Origin of the sequence: Arcicella rosea (genome assembly GCF_040543805.1) — a bacterium.
GTDB classification, from domain to species: Bacteria; Bacteroidota; Bacteroidia; order Cytophagales; family Spirosomataceae; genus Arcicella; species Arcicella rosea.
Map to the genome: position 1 here is coordinate 145,398 of NZ_JBEUMS010000011.1, position 19,260 is coordinate 164,657.

Annotated in this window: 9 protein-coding genes; all 9 read right to left on the reverse strand. The window is 36.5% G+C overall.

The annotated features are described in order from the left end of the window. Positions 1 to 3 precede the first annotated feature (3 nt). The 9 genes from ABID42_RS15240 to ABID42_RS15280 all read right to left on the reverse strand — a co-directional run bounded on the left by ABID42_RS15240 (position 4) and on the right by ABID42_RS15280 (position 19,227). Entirely contained in the window at positions 4 to 1,338 is a 1,335-nt protein-coding gene (locus ABID42_RS15240; RefSeq protein WP_367284392.1) for an inositol-3-phosphate synthase, read from the reverse strand. 500 nt (positions 1,339 to 1,838) lie between these two features. Beyond that, the gene (locus ABID42_RS15245; protein WP_367284393.1) at positions 1,839 to 4,982 is read right to left on the reverse strand and encodes an efflux RND transporter permease subunit; all 3,144 of its coding nucleotides are present in this window, start codon (positions 4,980 to 4,982) and stop codon (positions 1,839 to 1,841) included. A gap of 15 nt (positions 4,983 to 4,997) precedes the next feature. Then, positions 4,998 to 6,047 (reverse strand): efflux RND transporter periplasmic adaptor subunit, encoded by a 1,050-nt coding sequence (locus ABID42_RS15250; RefSeq protein WP_367284394.1) that lies wholly within the window; start codon positions 6,045 to 6,047, stop codon positions 4,998 to 5,000. 32 nt (positions 6,048 to 6,079) lie between these two features. Next, positions 6,080 to 7,402, reverse strand: a complete 1,323-nt coding sequence (locus tag ABID42_RS15255) for a TolC family protein (RefSeq protein WP_367284395.1) — start codon at positions 7,400 to 7,402, stop codon at positions 6,080 to 6,082. 80 nt (positions 7,403 to 7,482) lie between these two features. Then, positions 7,483 to 8,100, reverse strand: a complete 618-nt coding sequence (locus ABID42_RS15260; protein WP_367284396.1) for a TetR/AcrR family transcriptional regulator — start codon at positions 8,098 to 8,100, stop codon at positions 7,483 to 7,485. Between the two features lie 138 nt (positions 8,101 to 8,238). Further along, positions 8,239 to 10,407, reverse strand: a complete 2,169-nt coding sequence (locus ABID42_RS15265; RefSeq protein ID WP_367284397.1) for a fibronectin type III domain-containing protein — start codon at positions 10,405 to 10,407, stop codon at positions 8,239 to 8,241. A gap of 110 nt (positions 10,408 to 10,517) precedes the next feature. Next, positions 10,518 to 16,706: a hypothetical protein gene (locus ABID42_RS15270; RefSeq protein ID WP_367284398.1), complete on the reverse strand. Its 6,189-nt coding sequence runs from the start codon at positions 16,704 to 16,706 to the stop codon at positions 10,518 to 10,520. A 70-nt stretch (positions 16,707 to 16,776) separates the two neighbouring features. Then, on the reverse strand, positions 16,777 to 18,468 hold the full coding sequence (locus ABID42_RS15275) for a hypothetical protein (protein ID WP_367284399.1): 1,692 nt from the start codon (positions 18,466 to 18,468) through the stop codon (positions 16,777 to 16,779). A gap of 126 nt (positions 18,469 to 18,594) precedes the next feature. Further along, positions 18,595 to 19,227, reverse strand: coding sequence for a response regulator transcription factor (locus ABID42_RS15280; RefSeq protein WP_323254958.1), 633 nt, complete (start codon positions 19,225 to 19,227; stop codon positions 18,595 to 18,597). Positions 19,228 to 19,260: the final 33 nt, after the last annotated feature.

Sequence of the window (19,260 nt, forward strand, 5' to 3'; positions counted from 1 at the left end):
AAATTAGAGTTCTACTTCTGCATCAACATCTTCGTAGTAATCCATACCAAGATTAGTGATTAACTCTTCGCCCATGATATAACGAAGTGTGTTTTCTAATTTTTCCAATTGCTTGAAAATATCGTGGATTGGTTCTAATTCTGGTAATGTTTGTGGAGCTTTCCAGTAGAAAGATAACCATTCTTGAATACCTGAGAATTGAGATCTTTTAGCAAGGTCCATAAACAAAGCTAAATCAAGTACAATCGGAGCAGCTAAGATAGAGTCACGACATAAGAAGTTGATTTTGATTTGCATTTGGTAACCCAACCATCCAAAGATGTCGATATTATCCCAACCTTCTTTGTTATCACCAAGTGGTGGATAATATTCAATTCTTACTTTGTGGTGAATATCGCCATAAAGTTCAGGATTGATTCTAGCATCTAAAATTCCGTCTAATACGTTTCCTTTTGATACTTCTTTGGTTTTGAAGTTTTCAGGAGCATCCAATACTAAACCATCTCTGTTACCTAAGATGTTTGTAGAGAACCAACCTCTAACACCTAAAGCACGAGCTCTTAGACCTGGCGCAACGATGGTTTTCATCAAAGTTTGTCCAGTTTTAAAATCTTTACCAGCGATTGGCGTTTCAGTAATTTTTGCTAATTCTTCCAAAGCAGGAATATCCAAACATAAGTTAGGAGCACCCATTGCGAAAGGAACATTTGATTTCAACGCTGCATAAGCATACATCATTGAAGGAGCAATATCTGGGTCGTTGTTTAAAAGACCAGCTTCGAAGTTTTCTAAAGATGCGTGTACTTCTTTAGCTTCATGATAAATTTCAGTTGAACCACACCAAACCATTACAAGGCGTTCGCAGTCATTTGCAATTTTGAAATTATCAATATCATCAATCAAAGCATCTACTAAATCTTGTTTGGTAGCGCCAGTTTTTACGTTAGTACCGTCAAGGTTTTTCACATAACGCTTATCGAAAACAGCTTTCATTGGTCTAATCAATTCAAGTTCATCTTTCACTTGTTCGATTAAACCTCTTTCCAATACTCCTGCATTTACAGCAGCATCGTACATACTGTCGGCATAAACATCCCATCCTCCAAATACTAAATCATCTAAATTAGCTAAAGGCACAAAATCTTTAATTTTTGGATTTCTATTTTCTGTGCGTTTGCCTAAACGGATGTTTGCTGTTTGTGTAAGAGAACCTGTTGGCTGAGCTATCCCCTTGCGACTCGCAAGAACTCCTGCAACAAAGGTAGTCGCAACAGCTCCCATCCCTGGCATTAAAATTCCTAGTTTGCCTGTGGCTGGTTGTACAATAATGTCTTTCATAAGATTGAAAATTTAAAATGCTACGAAGAAATTTTAAAAAAGCATACTGGCATAATCCTAACTCTTCGAATTATAACATTAACTATATATTATTAAAAAAAAGTATTTAGATAAATTATTACTCTATTTGAAATAAACTATGGAAACTTTCAAAAGGTTCAAAGTTTTTAAACTTTGAATTAAGATTTTTTTGACCTAAAAATTCAACTACTAAAAAATGGAATAATACAAAATTTTTAGATTACTTAAATTTCAATTCTGAACATGCAAATTTATAAAACACATATCCGAAAAAATATAACTAAAGTTAATATTTAAGTAAAAATAAATTTATATGATTTTACTTTCAAATAAATATCACAGCAGAACATCAGTAAAAAAACTAATTAAACCTTATTATAACTCATTCATGTAAAGCAAACTAATTTGTTTTAACATTAAAAAACTATGCCAGCGGACTTAGACAACTAAATAATAATAAGGTTTAATTAAAAAATAAATTATTCTACAAATTGTACAGCGGGTACTTCTTTTGAAGACTTCATTCTAAACTTTGTCCAACTCTCTTTTGTCCTATCTACTAAATAATATACCATTGGTACAAGATAGACTGTCAGAAGCATTGAACTGGTTAAACCACCTATCAATACCCATGCTAAAGAGTTCTTCCATTCTGCTCCAGCACCCGTTGCAGTAGCAATAGGAATCATACCAATTACCATGGCAATGGTCGTCATTAAGATAGGTCTAAGACGTTCTTCCCCTGCATGTAAAATAGCTTTTCTGTAAGGTACACCTTCTGCTTTTTGCTGGTTAGCAAAGTCAACGATAAGAATCGCATTTTTCACAACTAAACCCATCAACATCAACATTCCTAGCATAGCAAATATCCCAATATTCGAACTTGAAAGTGCCAAAGCAAGTAAGGCTCCGATAATGGCAACTGGAATAGAAAGTAATACAACCAATGGATAAATGAAGCTATCGTACAACAATACCATGATGAAATATACCAAAATCAAAGCAGCTAACATCGCTAAACCTAACGAACCAAAACCTTCATCCTGATTTTTTGCATCACCACCCCAAGTTACGGTTACCCCTTCTGGAAGTGGATTTTTGATTAAATCAGCTTTAATGGTTGCAATTAATGTTCCTGAACCAATTCCTAAAGTATTTGCGGTTACTGTAACAGACGAGCGTCTGTTTTTTCTTTCTAAAACTGATGGCCCTGTACTTAAAGATACATTCGCAAATTCGGCTAAACGCACTGGACGTTTTGCTTGTGGACTATAAAAATTGATATTCTTTACGTCTTCAGGGTTTTTACGATCAAAAGCATCTAACATTACTCTAATATCATAATCTTCTGAACCATCCTTGAACTGAGAGTCGTCGTTACCAGCAAAGGCATTTTGCAAAGTAGCTCCAACTGTCTGAATATCAAGACCTAATTTAGCCATTTTTTCACGATTTACGTTTACTTGTACTTCTGGATTTCCATCATCTACAGAAACGTTTACGTCGTTTGCGCCAGGAGTAATTCTTAAACGATTACTTAAATCTTTCGCAGAAACTAATAATTGTTGTAAATTCTCTCCTCCAAGAAATATTTCAATCGGTGCAGTTCCTGAATTTACCATCCCTATGATAGACGAATTAAATTCTACTCCCGCAAATTTCTGACCTAATACTTTACGTAAATCAATCATGAAATTCTCTGTGGCTAGATGATTAGCTCTTTCTTCAACAGGTAATAATTCTACTGTCAATTCACTTCTATTTGTTTCACCTTGACCAGTACTATTTAAGCCAGTACTTGCACCACCGACATTCGAGAAAATTGTTTTTACCGCTGGATTCTTGCGTAAAAAATTCTCTACTTCTCTTACTTTCAAGTTGTTTTGTTGTAGCGAAGCACTTTTATCTAACTTCATTGTCAACAAAAACTTACCTTGGTCGCCTTGCGCTACGAATTCTTGTCCGATAATTCCAAGCGACATCACCCAACCAGTTGCAACAAAAAGTGAAACTAAAATAGCAGTAAAGGCAATCTTGTGTGATATTACCCATTCTAAACTTCCGTGATACCATTTTATCAATGCTGTTAAGCCACCTTCAAACCAAAGTAAAAATGCTTGGAAAGGATTTTTAGCATCTAAATGTTCCAGTCTTGCCAAACGTGAGGTCATCCAAGGAGTAAGCGTAAAACTGACCAATAAACTGACCATTGTTGCAAAAGCAACGGTTAATGAAAACTGACGAAGTAAATCTGCAATCACTGAATTCACGAAAGTAATTGGCACAAACACCACCACAATTACAAGCGTAATAGCAACAGCAGCAAAACCAATTTCACTCATTCCATCCAAAGTAGCTTCCCAACGATTTTTGCCCATTTCTAAGTGTCTTTGAATATTTTCCAAGACTACGATTGAGTCATCCACCAAAATCCCGATTACTAAGGAAAGTGCTAATAAGGTCATCAAGTTAAGCGAGTAGCCCATCACAAACATGAACAAAAATGCTGAAATCAAAGATGCTGGCACCGAAACCATTACAATAAAGGCATTTCTAAGACTATGCAAAAACAATAGCATTACCACGCCAACCAATATAATGGCTAAAAATAAATCGTGCGTTACGGCTTCTACAGAAGCTAAAGTAAAAATACTGCTGTCGAAAGCAATGGCGAATTTTACCTTATCTTTTGCATTTGCTTTTTCAATAACGGCTAATTTTTCTTGTACTAATCTACTAATTTCTACCGCATTAGCATCCGATTGTTTTTTGATAAACAAACCAATTCCATCTGTACCATTGTATCTACTTACGCTTTCTATTTCGCCCAAACCATCTGAAATATTAGCCACATCGCCTACACGAATCGGACTTCCATTTGGTGGAGTACTGATGACTAAATTGCGAATTTCTTCTAAAGAAGTAAATTTACCCGCCAAACGCAAAGTCATGTTTTCAGCTTTACTTTTTACTTTTCCTGTTGGAAAATCTAAGTTCGCTTGACCAATTGCTTGCGTTACTTGAAGTAATGATAATCCATAATAATTCAATTTATCATCGTCCACATTCACACGAATCTCACGTTTCTCCCCTCCTACCATCGTGATTTCGGCAACACCTTCAATCTGCTGAAGTACAGGCAAATACTTGTCTTCTACTTGTTGATAAAAAACCGAATTCGGCAAGCTTGAAGTAGCCAATAATTGCATAATTGGCTGGTCGCTCGGTGAAATTTTTGAAAGCGATGGTGTTTTAGCATCGTCTGGTAAATCACTAATTACATTATTGACATCCCTTTGTGCATCTTCTAAAGCCTTATCCATATCTGTTCCAGCTTTAAACTGAACAATCACGATTGAGGCACTTTCTAAAGATTTTGAAGTAACGATATCAATATTATCAAGCCCTGAAATAGCATCTTCAATCTTTTTACTTACTTCCGACTCCACTTCTGTGGGTGCGGCTCCCGGATAAATCGTTGTAATGGTAAGTGTTCCTACTGAAAACTCTGGTAATAACACATAACTCAACTTATTATACGATACAATCCCTCCTAATACTAACACGGCAAATAGCACAATGATAACAGAAGGGCGTTTTATGATGGTTTCTACAAATTTCATAATCTTATTTTAGATTTATTGAGCCACTACTGCTGTACCATTTTGTAAGTTGATTTGTCCACTTACAACTACTTGGTCGCCTGCTTTAATGCCTTGAGTAATTTCATAATATTCATTATTTGCCACACCAATTGTTACATCTTTCAAAATAGCTTTCCCATTTTCAACAACATATACTTGTGCTTTTTTCGTAGAACCTACAATTGCTTGGCGAGGTACTGATAATGACTGTGCTTTCAACTGATTGTCATTTACAATCGAACCGTACATTCCTGCTTTAAGTGGATTTGTACTTCTGTTTTGAACAAGAATTTCAACTGGATAATTATGCGCTGCATCGCCTGATACACCAACCATATTTACCTTACCGTTGAAATATACGTTAGGATATACTTGTGTTTCAATCGGAATAGTTTGTCCAACTTTAAATTGATTGATAGATTTTTCAGGAATATTAACCACCAATTTCAAAGCAGAAATATCAGTAATGGTAGCAATTGGTGCACCTACAGAAACTACTGAACCTTTTTCAATCAATTTTGAAGTAACAATACCAGCAAACGGAGCAGTAACCGTTGTATTCTCTAATTGTTTCTTCAATTGTTTGATTTGTGCTTGCGTTCCTCTGATACTCAATTGTGTTCTTTCTAAATTCACTGCTGGAACGGCATCGCCTTTTACTAATACTTCATAACGTTTTAAATCGTTTTGATAACCTTCTAAAGTTACTTGAAGTGCTTCAATCTGAAAACGAATTTGTTCGTCATCCAATTTCGCAATCAATTGTCCAGCTCTAACGCCTTGCCCTTCATTGATTGGCAATTGAATTACTTCACCACCAGCCAAAGGCTTAATTTCGATTTCACGATTTGGCGTAAACGAACCCAAAAATTCATTTTCTTGAGATAGATTTCTCAATTCTGCCACCGAAGTAGTTACACCAACTTTTAGATTTACATCTGGTTGATAAACTTTCTTTTCAACTTTTTCTTTGTTAGTAGATAATTTCCATGCCGTTAAACCAAGTGTGGCTAAAAGGGCGAATATGATAGTAAGACGTTTCATTGTTTGATATGTTGATTTTTTATAAATGAAATTTATTGTTTAGGAATAATTGTTCCAGAGGCTTTTTTCCAATTCAAATCAGCCGAACGGAGGTTTATTAAAGTATTCAGATAGTTATTCTGAGCATCTTGCACAGCATTTTCGGCTTGAATTACTTCTGTCAAAGCAGTTGTTCCTTCTTTGAATTGTAATTGTGTTTGTGTGTAAACTTTTTCTGCCAAAGCGACTTGCTCACGACTAGCGATAAGGTTTTTCTGTTCTACATAAAATTTTGTACGAGCATTGGCAATATCCATTGAAATATTTTCTTTGGTTTGGTCCGATTGAATCGACAATTTCTGACTTTCAATTTTTTGTTGAACCAGTTTCGACTTTCTGGCAGAACCATCGTAAATATTCCAGTTTAGCTGTAAACCAACCCAATAACCAGGAACGTTTTTCAACACGCTATTTTCACCATCTTTTCCAAAAAAAGTAGAATTAGCTACACCATAAGCTGAAAGTGTTGGTAAAAACCCAGCTTTTGTATTCAATGCACTTTGTTCGTTTAATGCTTTCTGGCGTTCCAAAATCAAAATATCTGTTCTATTCACAGCATCATTAGCAATCAAAGCAGGTACAGAAGCATTTTGGTCGATGTCAATTTTTACACTTAATGGTTCTGATTGTGACGTTCCAGTAAGATATTTCAGCGCATTAATTAATTCTTGATACGACCCTTGAAGTGATTCTAATTGTGTTTGCGATTGTGTACGATTGATTCTCAAGCGGTCAACATCAATTCCTTGAGATAATTTATTCTTGTACAATAAATCTGTTACTTGAATCAGTCTGTCCAACGAAGCAATGTTACTTCTCAGAAATGCCATTTGTTGGGCAACGGTCTGTAAATTATAATAAGTATTAGAAACGCTGTAAGCTACTTCTTCTTGTGTTTTCAAGGTTTGTAAGCTTGCTAAATCAACACTCAATTTGGCAGCTTTTAAACCGATATTAATTGAAGGACTATAAAGTGCTTGTGAAACCTGAACCGAAGTAGATAAATTATAAGGCAAACCCAAAGCCAATACTTGGTAACTTCCTTCAGCGCCCCCAAAAGTTGAAGCTGGAACTACTTGACCGGGAATTTTCAAATAACGTTTGTAGTCGCCAGTTAAATTTACTTGTGGTCTTGCTCTGGCTTTTACTTCACTGATTTGAGCATCTGTTTGTTTTTCATTCAATCTTGATAATTGAACTTGTTGGTTATTTTTTAAAGCTTGGTCAACTAATTGGTCGAGAGTAAGGTCTTGAGCTTTCGTTCCTGATGCCAACAACATCATTACAAAAATGAAAGACCATTTTGCATGTATCATGATTTAATCGTTTAGTTTATCGTTTTGATTTATTATTTTGATTTAATCAATTGATTAAATCAAGGGTAAAAAAATTAGCTCTATTTCTGAGAGCTAAACAAATAGTTAAGAATCATTTCTTTCACTATTACTTTATGCTTTTGGGTAAAATCGCTGAATTCCTGTTCATTCATATTCCACATTCTCATTGTCATCACTTTACTCTGAAAAACAAATTGAATGTTTGATTTCATAATTAGCAAAAGGTGGCGAATATCGATATTTGGCACTTTCCCTTCCTCAATTGACACTTTCAGTTGTTGCGCAAACAATGAATGATCACATAATTTACTGATTGGGAAATCGGTTACAAAACGTTCTGGATTACGATGTAGCTCATTGATGATAAAATTGGACAAATCAGGATTTTCCTTGTATGTCTTAAAATCATAATCAATCATATTCGAAATTTTATCTTCTAAACTATCAGGTTTATTAAATATTTCAATAATTCCTTGGAAGAACAATTCAAACATTTCTTCAAAAACGGCTAAGAATAATTTCTCTTTACTTCTAAAATAATAGTTCATCAAAGCACTGTTCAATCCAGCTTCTTTGGCGATATCACGAGTGGTTGTGCCATCAAAGCCTTTTTCTAAAAAAACTTTTATGGCAGCTTCTTTGATTCTATCTTCTGCTGATTTTGTTAGGCACTTCATAATTCAATTGATTAATGAGACAAAGGTATAGAACAATAAACTAAAAACAAAAATTTAACCAACAATTTTAATCAATTGATTAAAATTGTTGGTTAAATTAAATTCTGTAAAAGAAAAGTTAAATAATAGGCAAAAAAACTATTTCGCTGCTTGGTTGATTTCTCCTATTCCTGAAAATTTTCCATCACGATAAGCCACTTTTATAGCATACTGATAAGAAGTATTGGCTTTAAAATCTTTGTCTGTATAATTACTTTCTTTACTTGAACCAATCATTGCTAAACCTTCTCCATCGACGGCTCTATAAATTAAATAATGACTTATTGTTTGACTAACAATTGGCGACCAAGATAGATTTACTTGTTTTTTCTGCGAATCAATTTTTGCATTGATTTTTGAAACAGTAGCATAATCTGTTTTCCTAAAATATTTCACTGGAATCGGGAAAGATTTTGGTGAAAGTAAACCGTCGTCATCTTTGGCAACTACGGCGTATTGATAAGATTTATTAGAAACCACAGATTCATCTTCATAAAGTAATGTACTCAGAATTGGATTTTTAGCAATTTCTTTAATAGTCATCCAGTCATTATTCCCTTCTTTTCGGTAAATAATATGGGCAACTACATCTTCACTTTCGCTTCCTTGGATGGATAAACTCACGCCTTTTTCTGTCACCAAAACGTCCTTAATAACTGGCGTAGTTGGTAGATTTTTATCGGGTAATTTTACGTTTAAATATTCTGAAAAAGCAGAATGATTATTACTTAAATCAATGGCAACTACTTTATAATACACATTTTCATTAAGCATTTTATTGGCTAAAGTATCGGTAAAAGTATTGCTCGAAATGCCAACAGGCGTTATTTGAATATAATACTTGTTTTCAGCAGTGTATGAGCGATATACTTTAAAAAGTGCAACATCAGGGTTTTTCGGACTTTTCCAACTAAGTTTTACTCTTCCTAAAGAATCTGCCTTTCCGACTAAATCTGTCGGAAACGAAGGAGGTAAACGGTCTTCAATACCGCCAGCAATCGGCAAAGTATAAGCTAAATTTCCAGCAGTATCCACCGAAGCGATGATGTAATAATCGCCAATGTATGCTTGTGGCTGGGTATCTGTAAAACTTAAAGTATTAGGCGGAATGATATTTTGAGTAATTGGCTGAAAAGGTCCATTCACGGTTGGTCCACGTCCAATCACATAACCTTTAAAATCAGCTTCTTTTATTGGTTTTTTCCAAGTAAGCATAATCGCAGTATTATTGATATTTTTTGCTCTGAAATCATCAGGTGATTTTGGTGGCGTTAAATCTTTACCCATTGAGATAATGGTTTCAGAAGGCTTACTTTCTTCGCCGAAACTATCAATGCCACGAATACGGTAGTAATATTTTTGATAATTTTTAGCGAGACTGTCGATATAAAATGCTTTATTTTCCCATTTGGCAAATTGTGCTTTCAATAAAGTATCTTTTGCTAATTCTTGTGGGTCGGGTTTTCCCATTACAAAAGGTGTTTGATTTACTCTTTTGAAGTTTTTGCCGTCTTCACTTTTTTCAATGTAAAAAGCTGAAAAATCACCTTCTGGCCCTAATCTATCCCAAATCAAAGTGGTTTTTCTATCGCCATTTTCAGGTTTATCAACAAAGGGTGCGAAAGTCAAAAAACTTTGTCCAGCTTCCACGACCACTTGTGCGGTATCAAGTACAATTTTAGTTTTTGATGGCATTTCACTTTCTGCCAAATAGATTTTATAGCTATAAAGTGCATCTTTTTTCTTGATGTTTTTATCCACAAAACGCAAACCTGCGGCTTCTGCTGCTTTTTTTGAAAATTCAGCAGCCGTTAAAGTTGTGGCAAATCGAACATTTTGTTCCTGACTGATTTTTTTGATATTGAAAAAATCAGGCTTAAAATTTTTATCGTTTGGATAACCGTAGAGCATTTCCCCGACTACACTTATTCCTTTTTCATCTTCTGCCAAACGACTTTTCATTTGCTCTAAAGTCCACGGCGTTAAAGGTTTTGGCGTTAAAATTTGTCGAGTACCCTGTTGATTTTCTTTGCTATACTCAGTACGTTCGATGATGTAGCCACGCACAGTGCCAGCTAACCAGTAAGCAGGCATATTTGGCGACCAACGCAAAACCACAGAATCACGATAATTACGAGCCAAAAGCATGATTTTTGGCTTTTTAATCTTGCTTAAAGTATCTTTTTGTGTAGGGTTTGCTTTTTGAGAGAAAGCATTTCCCACAGATATAAAGCTGAAAAACAGGAGGATTAATGATATTTTTTTCATGTATATTTTAGCTTTGAGTTATCAGCCTTGAGCAATGAGTTAAATGATGAATGATTTTCAAATTTCTCTTAGCGAGCGAATAAATTCGCTCGCTAAGAGAAAGCATACAGCTACCTATCACAATTAAAACAAGCAGAATTTGAAAAATAGCCAGCTACTCTTGCATTCGGAATATTGGCTGGAATTGCTTGATTATACACAGGTGCTAATGAAATTGGCGAAGCTCCCAACTGAATATCTTTCGTCACCGTTACGTGATTGGCTCCGGGATATGGCTGATAAGTTAGGTTTACTTTTACATTCGAACCATTTTTACGCTTTTTGAAAATATAATAATCTACGGAAGTATAGTCGCCAAAGCGGTCGAATGTGGCTGGATTATTCAGCAGTCCAGCGTAAGAAGCTGTAAGCCCAAGGGTTTTACTGGCAAATGATATTTCTGTATTTCCGGTTTTTGCCATTTGGCTTTTCCAGTTATTACCAAAATATTGCTGATACATGTTTCTTACTCTTTGTACTCTTTCGCCAAAACTTCGCACCGCCATAAAGTCATTGTAGGCAATAAAATCACTTTTTATGGTAAACTGATACGGTTTTGTTGGAGCGTCATTGATGGCAAAACCATAAATTCCTGATAAAAATACCATTTGCGAAGCCACCGTTTTACTGATAGAAGCATCCATCGAAATCATTTTGCTACTGGCACTTCCGATGGAAGCACCCAAACCATTTTCATCTTTTGTAAGAATATTATTGCCGTTGAGGATGTCTGAAATATTTCCATTAAAAGGGTCACGGACGCCAATATTTCCTAAAATGGGCAAGGCTCTTCCCATCACCACACTTTTGCTAGGTTGATAAGCGATATTTCGTAAATCATTATAATTTGGACTTACTTGTCCGACATGACCATATTGAATTTCAGTAAGAATACTGTAAATATTACTGTTCGCAAAGCGGTCAAATTCGGAAGTTCCTTGACTGAACGCTGGCGTATTTACCGTTAATAAAGCTGGTTGTAAAGCTCCTCGACTTGAGAATTTATGCTCTTTCATTTCCTCATCTTCAAAATTTTCAGTACCATCAGTTAGCACAGCTTTGATGAACAAATAAGCATTTGACTGTGGCGTAGTTTCGTCTTCGTACTTAGTGTTTTGGAAAGTTGTTGCAGCCATTTTCTCCTGAAAAGTATTGTATTGACTGGTTTTGAAAGCCAGCGAAAACATTACTTTATCGTTTTCTACCGCTTTTTTATCAAGCGGTTTTAAGGCATTGAGTCTAATCTGATATGCGGCTACATTGTTGCCAGTACCAGCATTTTGATAGGTTCTTTGAATAGCATTGGTGAAATTTGCAATCTCGTATTTCTTCACTTTTATTTTATGCAATTCCAAGCGATAGACTTTTGAATTTTGTAAACCTGCTGGAATATCTGCTAAAATCTTACCTTGTCCACCAGCCGATGGAGCTTGGTATTGAATGGCAGTTTTCAAAGTATCGCTTCCATTTTCGGCGATGAAGTAAGCTTTGAAATCGTACTCTTTTTGAAGAAAATTATTGGCATTGATTCCTTCTAATAATTCATCAGGAATATCGCCAGAGATGACGGCTTTGGTCGTTTGGTTTTTCAAAAAGTAATTTTGTCCGTCCATTGGCCAAGTATAAGCCACATCTTCCCAACGAACAAAATCGGGTTGTTTGCCAGAAGTAAAAATATTTTCAGCTTCTTCAAAACGCTGTTCACGCACACCCGTTTCGTCTATATAAGGATTTTCAAGTCCGCCATTGACACGTTCCCAAAGGCGTACTTGTACTTTGAAAGCATAATTAGTTTCAGATTTCAAATGTCCGTTCAAAGGCAAAATCAATTGTTCGTTATTATTCACCCATTGTTTCGCACCAATTGCTGCAAATTTTCCATGCGTTTTCTGATTCGTCAATGAATATTCTTGAACGGTAAAATAATAAGTTCTCGGCTGACCGTCAGGTAAAGCAATGCTATAATCCGTATCCATACTCATATTGAAAACAGCCTGTAAATCTCCGTTGGTATCCACCTCTTTTTCTCCTTTTTTCGGACTCAATTCTGAAATTACTTTAATATCCGCCAAAGGGTCGCCATTGAAAACTGGTTTACATTTTTGTCCGAAATCAAAATCAAAATCGGTATCTACTTTTACCAAACCTGCCAATACTTCGCCTTTTACTCTGAGTCTGCCTTCGCCCCAAGTTGGCTCTGGCAAACCTCCCCAAAGTAAAGCACCAGCCGTTAAATCCATCAATTTTACATTGAAACGTTTGCCGAAAACTTTACCTGCTACCGATACTTTTCCGTTGGCATAAGCATAAATTTGAGCATTGGCATACCAGCCATAAAGCCCGACAATTTCTTGTCCGTTACATTTTAAACCTTTAGATAAAGCGGCATCAAAACCAGCAATCAAAGTAGCATCGGCGGATAATGGTCCAACGGCTACTTTCAAGCGACCGTCAACTCTTGCTTCTGCCAGCAATCTGAATGTTAGTGGATTTCCGATGGGTTCGCCATCTTCATTAAATTGCATTTCGCCTTTGGTTTTGGCGGCATCTACTACGTCGTTTCGGTTATCATTTACATTTTCTTTTGCCAACAAAAAGGTTTGTACTTCCGAAGGTAAATTTGGAATACCACCAATATCGTTTCCAAAAGCGAAGTAAGCTTTTGCCGCCAAGTAGGCGTAAAGGGCATCATCTTCACTGCCCACTTGTAATAACTTAAACTCTACTTTTTGTTTGCCTTCGGCTGGGTCGCCAATTTTTACGTGCCAAGTATCAGCAAAGTGCATTCTGAACGGAACAACTACTTTTGGAAAACCTGGAATTGGTTCTACTTCCACATCGGCATTCATATCAAAACTACTTGGCGTGATTGTTACAGAAGTTTGTGCCATTAATAAACATTGTCCGTTGCGAGTAGGGTCTTCGTCTAAACTCAATACTTTCGCTTTGCCCGAAGCCGTGAAATTACTGAACGCACCATTGGCGATACTAGCCTCAATGCCCAAATTGGCAAGTATCATTTTTTTATCTGCCAAACTCATATACACATTGGCTTTAATGCCATAACTTCCAAGCATCGGCGTATAGTTGATACCTGTGTTATTTGTGCCTGCACGAGTCGTTTGTGTGTTAGGAGCAACATCTTTAATCGTTTGCGACAAAGGCGTATTCATTTTCATATTGAAATAAATGCCACCGCCAAAACCTGAACACATCAAAGGAGGTACAACCGCAATACTTGGCGTGAGCAATACACTGGCATCTACATATCCATAGTAAAAACCTTTATTGCCAAATTGTAAAGTCGCTTTTACGGTGGCTACTTTCGGGATTTTTACTTTGGCTGAACCGATAAAACCTGTTCCATAAAGGGCATCGTCATCAAAAAGTCGAAGTTCTCCTTCAACGGTTGCAGGACCAACAGCCCCTTTTATCATGATTTTTTCGAGGTTGACTTTAGAAAAAGCGGGCGACATTTTTCCGTTTACATAGCTGAGTTTCCCCAAGATTTCTACTTTGGTTTCTGCACCGACAATGGTATTATCATCTCCGCCGACGTTTACTTTTACCCCAAAGCCGAAACCGATGGCATCCAGACCTCGGTAAACAAATTTTGGTGGCGTTAATTCAATCGGGAAGCCTACTAAATTGGCTTTGTTTTCATCTTCGACAGGCGTGTAAGTAGGTGAAAATTCATCATTGAAAGATGGCCCGCCACTTTGTTTGCCTTTATCTTTTTCGTCTTTTTTATTATCCCACAAACCGCCCAAAAGTGTCCATTGTCCTTCGTCCAAATACAGTTCTTTTTCGCCCTGCATGGTTGGTTTTATTTTGGTATTTGATACTCTAAAATGTTCAAATTTCACCAAAGGAATGGTAATTAGGCTTTTTTGTGATAAACCAATGCTGGCAGAACCGCTTAAATCTAAATCAATTTTTTTATTGTCTCCGTTGAATTCCAGCAGGAAATTAGAGTTTTTATCCAATTTCATTTTTGCCAACATTATCGGTACATCGTAGTTTTCTTTGGCATCAATCACAAATTGCATCGTGTCTAAATTGCTGCGGAGGTTGCAGGAATACGACAAGTAATCGTTACTAATCGGGAATTGAAGTTTACCTTTCATCATCCCCAACTCAAAGCGATTTTGCACGATTTTGATTTTAAAGTCATCAATTGAAAAACCCCAATCGCCAATTTTTCCTGTTGAATAATCCACCACAGGTTTATTGGTGGGTTCAATTACTGCCGTGATTTCGTTGCTATCGTCAATGATAAAATCGCTTGTGATAAAACCCAAACGTTGTTCGTTTGTGCCTTTAAGTTTCGTAGGTAATTTTACTTCTGTTTTTTTCATGTAAAGCCCACGGAAAGTCATTCCTCGGTCGCCTTTGAACTCGTCTGGCACATGAAAATCAACAGGATTTCTTTTATCTGAATGGTCATAAAAAGCATTTACGCCATTAATAGTAAAATCTTTTAGTCCATCTACCGTAAAAGTTGGCATATTTACAGTTGCCACCCAATCGTTCCAAGTCAAGAAATCTGTGACCATTCTTGCTTTTACGTCGCCAGCGATTACTTTGCCTGTTCCGTCATCCAGTTTTAAGAATGAATCGCCAAAATTCAAATCCATCACGGCATGCACGTGTTGTAAACTATCGCCTGCAATGCGTGCATAAGTACCCGAATCATCAGGATTTGGATATTTTCCTTGAATAAAATTGAAAGGTAATGCTGGAAATTTAAAATCATCTACCAAAATCAAATTGGCATCGCCTGCAAAAGCTTTGTTGGGAACCATGCAAACGTCCACCGCTGCCATCGAAAGAAATTGGTTCGCTTCGGGCATTTTTAGGTTGAACAATGCACCCATATCCGCCCCATGCGGACTAAAACGCATATAATTTATGCCGATAAAACCTGCCTTTGTTGGCACACCAACAGGCAATTTTACCGCCAATAAAGCACTTACTTTCTGGAGAGAATTTTCTTCAATTGCATCTACATAACTACCAATATCAAAGCCTTGTCCGCCTTTCGCCAATTGTTTCCAAGTACTCATCTTGGTAATTTCTTTGGGGTCGGGGAAATTATATTTGGTATTATCGGCTTGGGCATCGCCACTGAAAATCTCGTAAGCAGCATTGAAATTGATTTTCGTGAATACGACTTTTATCGGAACTGAATTCCAAAATACTCGTCCATTGCCATCGTAGCCATCACCGTTTTTGCTGATTTCATCTACTTTTAATTCAAATTTGCCCAATTTCAACGTTTTGCCGACTAATTCTTCTTGCGGATAAATGACAGTTTTATCCGCAGGCAATTGGGTGTCTTTACAAGAACTTGCTCCTACTAAAGCCACCTGTGCTTGGCGTGGCGGTGGCGGCGGTGCAGGAATAGTTGGTGGTACTTCTACATCAAATGTACAGATTTGACTTTGCCCATCGTTTTGAAAAACTGCCTCGCCACTCTGGTCTTTTGCTATTACTCGCCACACGTACTTGCCGACGCTTAATTCTGGTTCGGCTTGTGTATAATTTAGGGAAGTACTGATAATATCTTTTTCTATGAAGGGATTTCCTACATTAAATTTAATGGCATTGTCCATCGCATCATTCGGGTTTTGTCCTTCGGGTACTTTCAGTAAATAAAAATCATATCGAATCTGAGCTCCAGAAATATTCCCTACTGGTGGCGACCAAGTAAATACTTGTTGTTGCGGAACGTTCTCACGTTTTATCATTTTATAACCGCAAGAAGGCAAAGTAAGACGTGGCGGTTCTACAAAAGTCAAAGGAATACTTTGGCATTGTCCCGAAAGATTTTGAAAACTTTCTACATTGGCATCATAAGGCACTGCATACACACAAAAATCATAATATCCTTGTGGAAAAATCCCCGAAAGTACAATTTGGTCTTTTGTTGCTTTATCAAATCCTACAACTTGCGTATTGTTAGCATCTATAAAACCACTATTTTCTTGCCCAAAATTTACTTGTAAAGGTTGTCCAACTGGATTTAATAAAAGTGGGACATTGGGTTTATAATCGGCAGCCGTAAAAATCCTTCCTCCAGTAGAACGATTGGTGATTTGCCCAACAATTTTGATGGGCGTATTCACAGGTTCACCATTGTTAGTGATTAAAACAATGGCTGCTTGTTTATTTGGATTATCCACAAAGTCAACCACTCTCGGACTAAAAGGAGGCGAAAGTATCAGTTGAACTGTTACTTTTAATTGTTGTGCTTGCATCTTTTGAAAGCATACAAACAAGAGCAATAAGTAAAAGAGTATTCGTTTCATCTTACCGTTGTTTATTATTTTAAAATGAAATACCATAACCAGCATTCATGTATAATTCTGAGAAATTCCTGCGTTCGTTTTTATTGTCGGAATTGACAATCGTTGAAAGACTTAAATTGAATTGTTGTTTTTTGGTCAGGCGATAAGTACCGTTCAAACGGGCGTTGAAAGTCCTTCCTGTATTTACTTGTTCCTGTGCATTTTGGGTATAATTCAGCGAAAGCGAAGTATTGAAATTATTCTTTTTACTTCCTCGCTGAGCAGAAAATGAAACACCCATCGACGAAGTATTATAAATCGGCAAAAGGTTGCGAATGAATAATAAACCGGGCGTAAAAGTGATTTTTCGAGTAGGCATTCCGTAACTGTAAGTAAGCGAACCGAAGATGTTATTGAAGTCTGTGCGTACTTTTGAAATGGTATTTAAATCGTTGGCATTTTGATAAGAAAGTACGCCGTTTACGGCATGAGAAACTGTTCCAGAAGTTTTAAACCAACGTGGAGCAATCATCAAACTTTGGTTCAACTGTGAAATTTTTACGGTATCAATAATCTGATTGGGAATGTTTTGTGAAGTACCATAATTTGAATAATTCACAGATAAGCCGAGCGTTCGAGAAAACTGAATATTCAAATTGGCTGAACCAATATTGCGTGTGGTGGTATATTCTTTGAGTTTACTGACATTATCTTTCTGAATACCATAAGTACCTGATAATTGTACTTTTCCTTGTAAAGTCGAAATGGAAGCTGCACCCGAATATTCTTCCATATCTGTATTGAAAAAATACGCTCCCATCGACTGGTAATCAGCAGAAATCAATTTGTATTGTCCTTGAATACTAAAAGTATTGAATTGTAAACCAACCGTAGTTTCGCCAGCCCAGCCAAGTGAAGTACCTTTTCGGATGTCCACAATTTTAGTAATGAAGGAATACTTTTCTAAATCTTGCTGATCAACCATTTCTCGACGCACATCACGAGTATATAAACTCAAGCCAATATCACTTTTCCAGAATAAATGTTTGAAGAAAAGAAATTGCTGAGAAATACCAATTACTGTATTTTCATCTGGTGTTACTTTGCCAAAATCAGCAGGAAAAGTAATAGATTTTTGGTCATCTTTAATTTTTAGGAAAGTAATATCAAAATGGTTTTGTGTAGTACCAAAACCTAATTTTGCAGCAAAACCATTACGTTGATACGCAGGCGATAATCCGTTTGGTAAATTCGGATTCGTTGGATTATTTGTATCTAAATAGCCCATTTCTGCTTTCTGGAATTGTCCATAAATCACAGCAAAGCGAAGTTTACCAGGATTCAATTCCAAACCAGCTCCATTAAAAAGCCTTCCACCTAAAGTATAAGGCGAAAACATCAGGTTTCGATAACCCAAATGGGCTTTTGCCCATTTATAGCTTGGACTTACGCCAAATTGTTGAAATGGTCCAGCAAGCGAGCGAGATTGTTTGTTCAGTAAAAAGAAAAAAGGTAATTGAACGCCATAAAGATTGAGCGTTGGCGAAGCACTGAGTGTCCAAGAGAAAGGATCAAGGCGGGTTTTTCCGCCTGATAAACTATTGTAAGTACCAATATTAACATTAATTCCCCCTGAAACCGAAATCGGTTTTTGATTTTTCAAGTTATTAAGGTCTTGTGAAAAACCTTTTTGCATGAAACACAGAAAAATAAAGAGGTATATTTTTTTCATCACCATTGATGTTTAAGCGTTGTTTTTACAACTGCAATACACATCAAAATTGAAGAATTAGCAGGAAGCTATCAATAGCACTTTTGGGGGATGACGGAGAATGAAAAAGAGAAAATTGACTCGAATTTATTCAAAAAGTCGCATTCGTAAAGCCTTGGCAACGGCTTCGTTACCATTATTTACGTGCATTTTTTCATAAATATTTTTTAAATGTGAACGAACAGTTTCAACAGAAATAGAAAAGTCATGAGCAATCATTTTATAAGTATGCCCTTTTATCAACAATTCTAGCACTTGCATCTCACGAGGAGTAAGCCCTAAATCGCTAGGAATTTTACGTTCTACTTTGAAGGTTTCTAGTACTCTTCGGGCAATTTCTGGTGTCATCGGCGCACCGCCAGAAGCCACATTTTCGATGGCATCAATGATTTGTAAGGGTGAGGTTTTCTTTAATAAATAGCCATTTGCTCCCGAACGTAAGCAAGCCATGAGTCGCTCGTCGTCGTCAAAAACGGTAAACATTAGCACAAATACTTCTGGAAAATGCCTTTTTACCTTTTCTACGCCAATAATTCCGCCTTCTCCCGGCATATCAATATCCATTAAAATAACGGTTGGCATTAAGTTTTTTACTTGTTCTATTACTTTATCACAATTTCCAAAACCACCTACAACGTTCATATTGGGCATTCCTTTCAGGAGTAATTCTAGGGAATTTCTCAGTCTTTCGTTGTCTTCATAAATCAGGATTTGATGCATTTTCTTGGCAGATTGTTTAAAATTAGGAGTCAG

Excerpts from the sequence above, each read along its gene's own strand:
- ABID42_RS15270 (WP_367284398.1), bottom strand. The coding sequence starts at position 16,706 with ATGCAAGCACAACAATTAAAAGTAACAGTTCAACTGATACTTTCGCCT.
- ABID42_RS15265 (WP_367284397.1), bottom strand. The coding sequence starts at position 10,407 with ATGAAAAAAATATCATTAATCCTCCTGTTTTTCAGCTTTATATCTGTG.
- ABID42_RS15280 (WP_323254958.1), bottom strand. The coding sequence starts at position 19,227 with ATGCATCAAATCCTGATTTATGAAGACAACGAAAGACTGAGAAATTCC.
- ABID42_RS15255 (WP_367284395.1), bottom strand. The coding sequence starts at position 7,402 with ATGATACATGCAAAATGGTCTTTCATTTTTGTAATGATGTTGTTGGCA.
- ABID42_RS15260 (WP_367284396.1), bottom strand. The coding sequence starts at position 8,100 with ATGAAGTGCCTAACAAAATCAGCAGAAGATAGAATCAAAGAAGCTGCC.
- ABID42_RS15245 (WP_367284393.1), bottom strand. The coding sequence starts at position 4,982 with ATGAAATTTGTAGAAACCATCATAAAACGCCCTTCTGTTATCATTGTG.
- ABID42_RS15250 (WP_367284394.1), bottom strand. The coding sequence starts at position 6,047 with ATGAAACGTCTTACTATCATATTCGCCCTTTTAGCCACACTTGGTTTA.
- ABID42_RS15240 (WP_367284392.1), bottom strand. The coding sequence starts at position 1,338 with ATGAAAGACATTATTGTACAACCAGCCACAGGCAAACTAGGAATTTTA.
- ABID42_RS15275 (WP_367284399.1), bottom strand. The coding sequence starts at position 18,468 with ATGAAAAAAATATACCTCTTTATTTTTCTGTGTTTCATGCAAAAAGGT.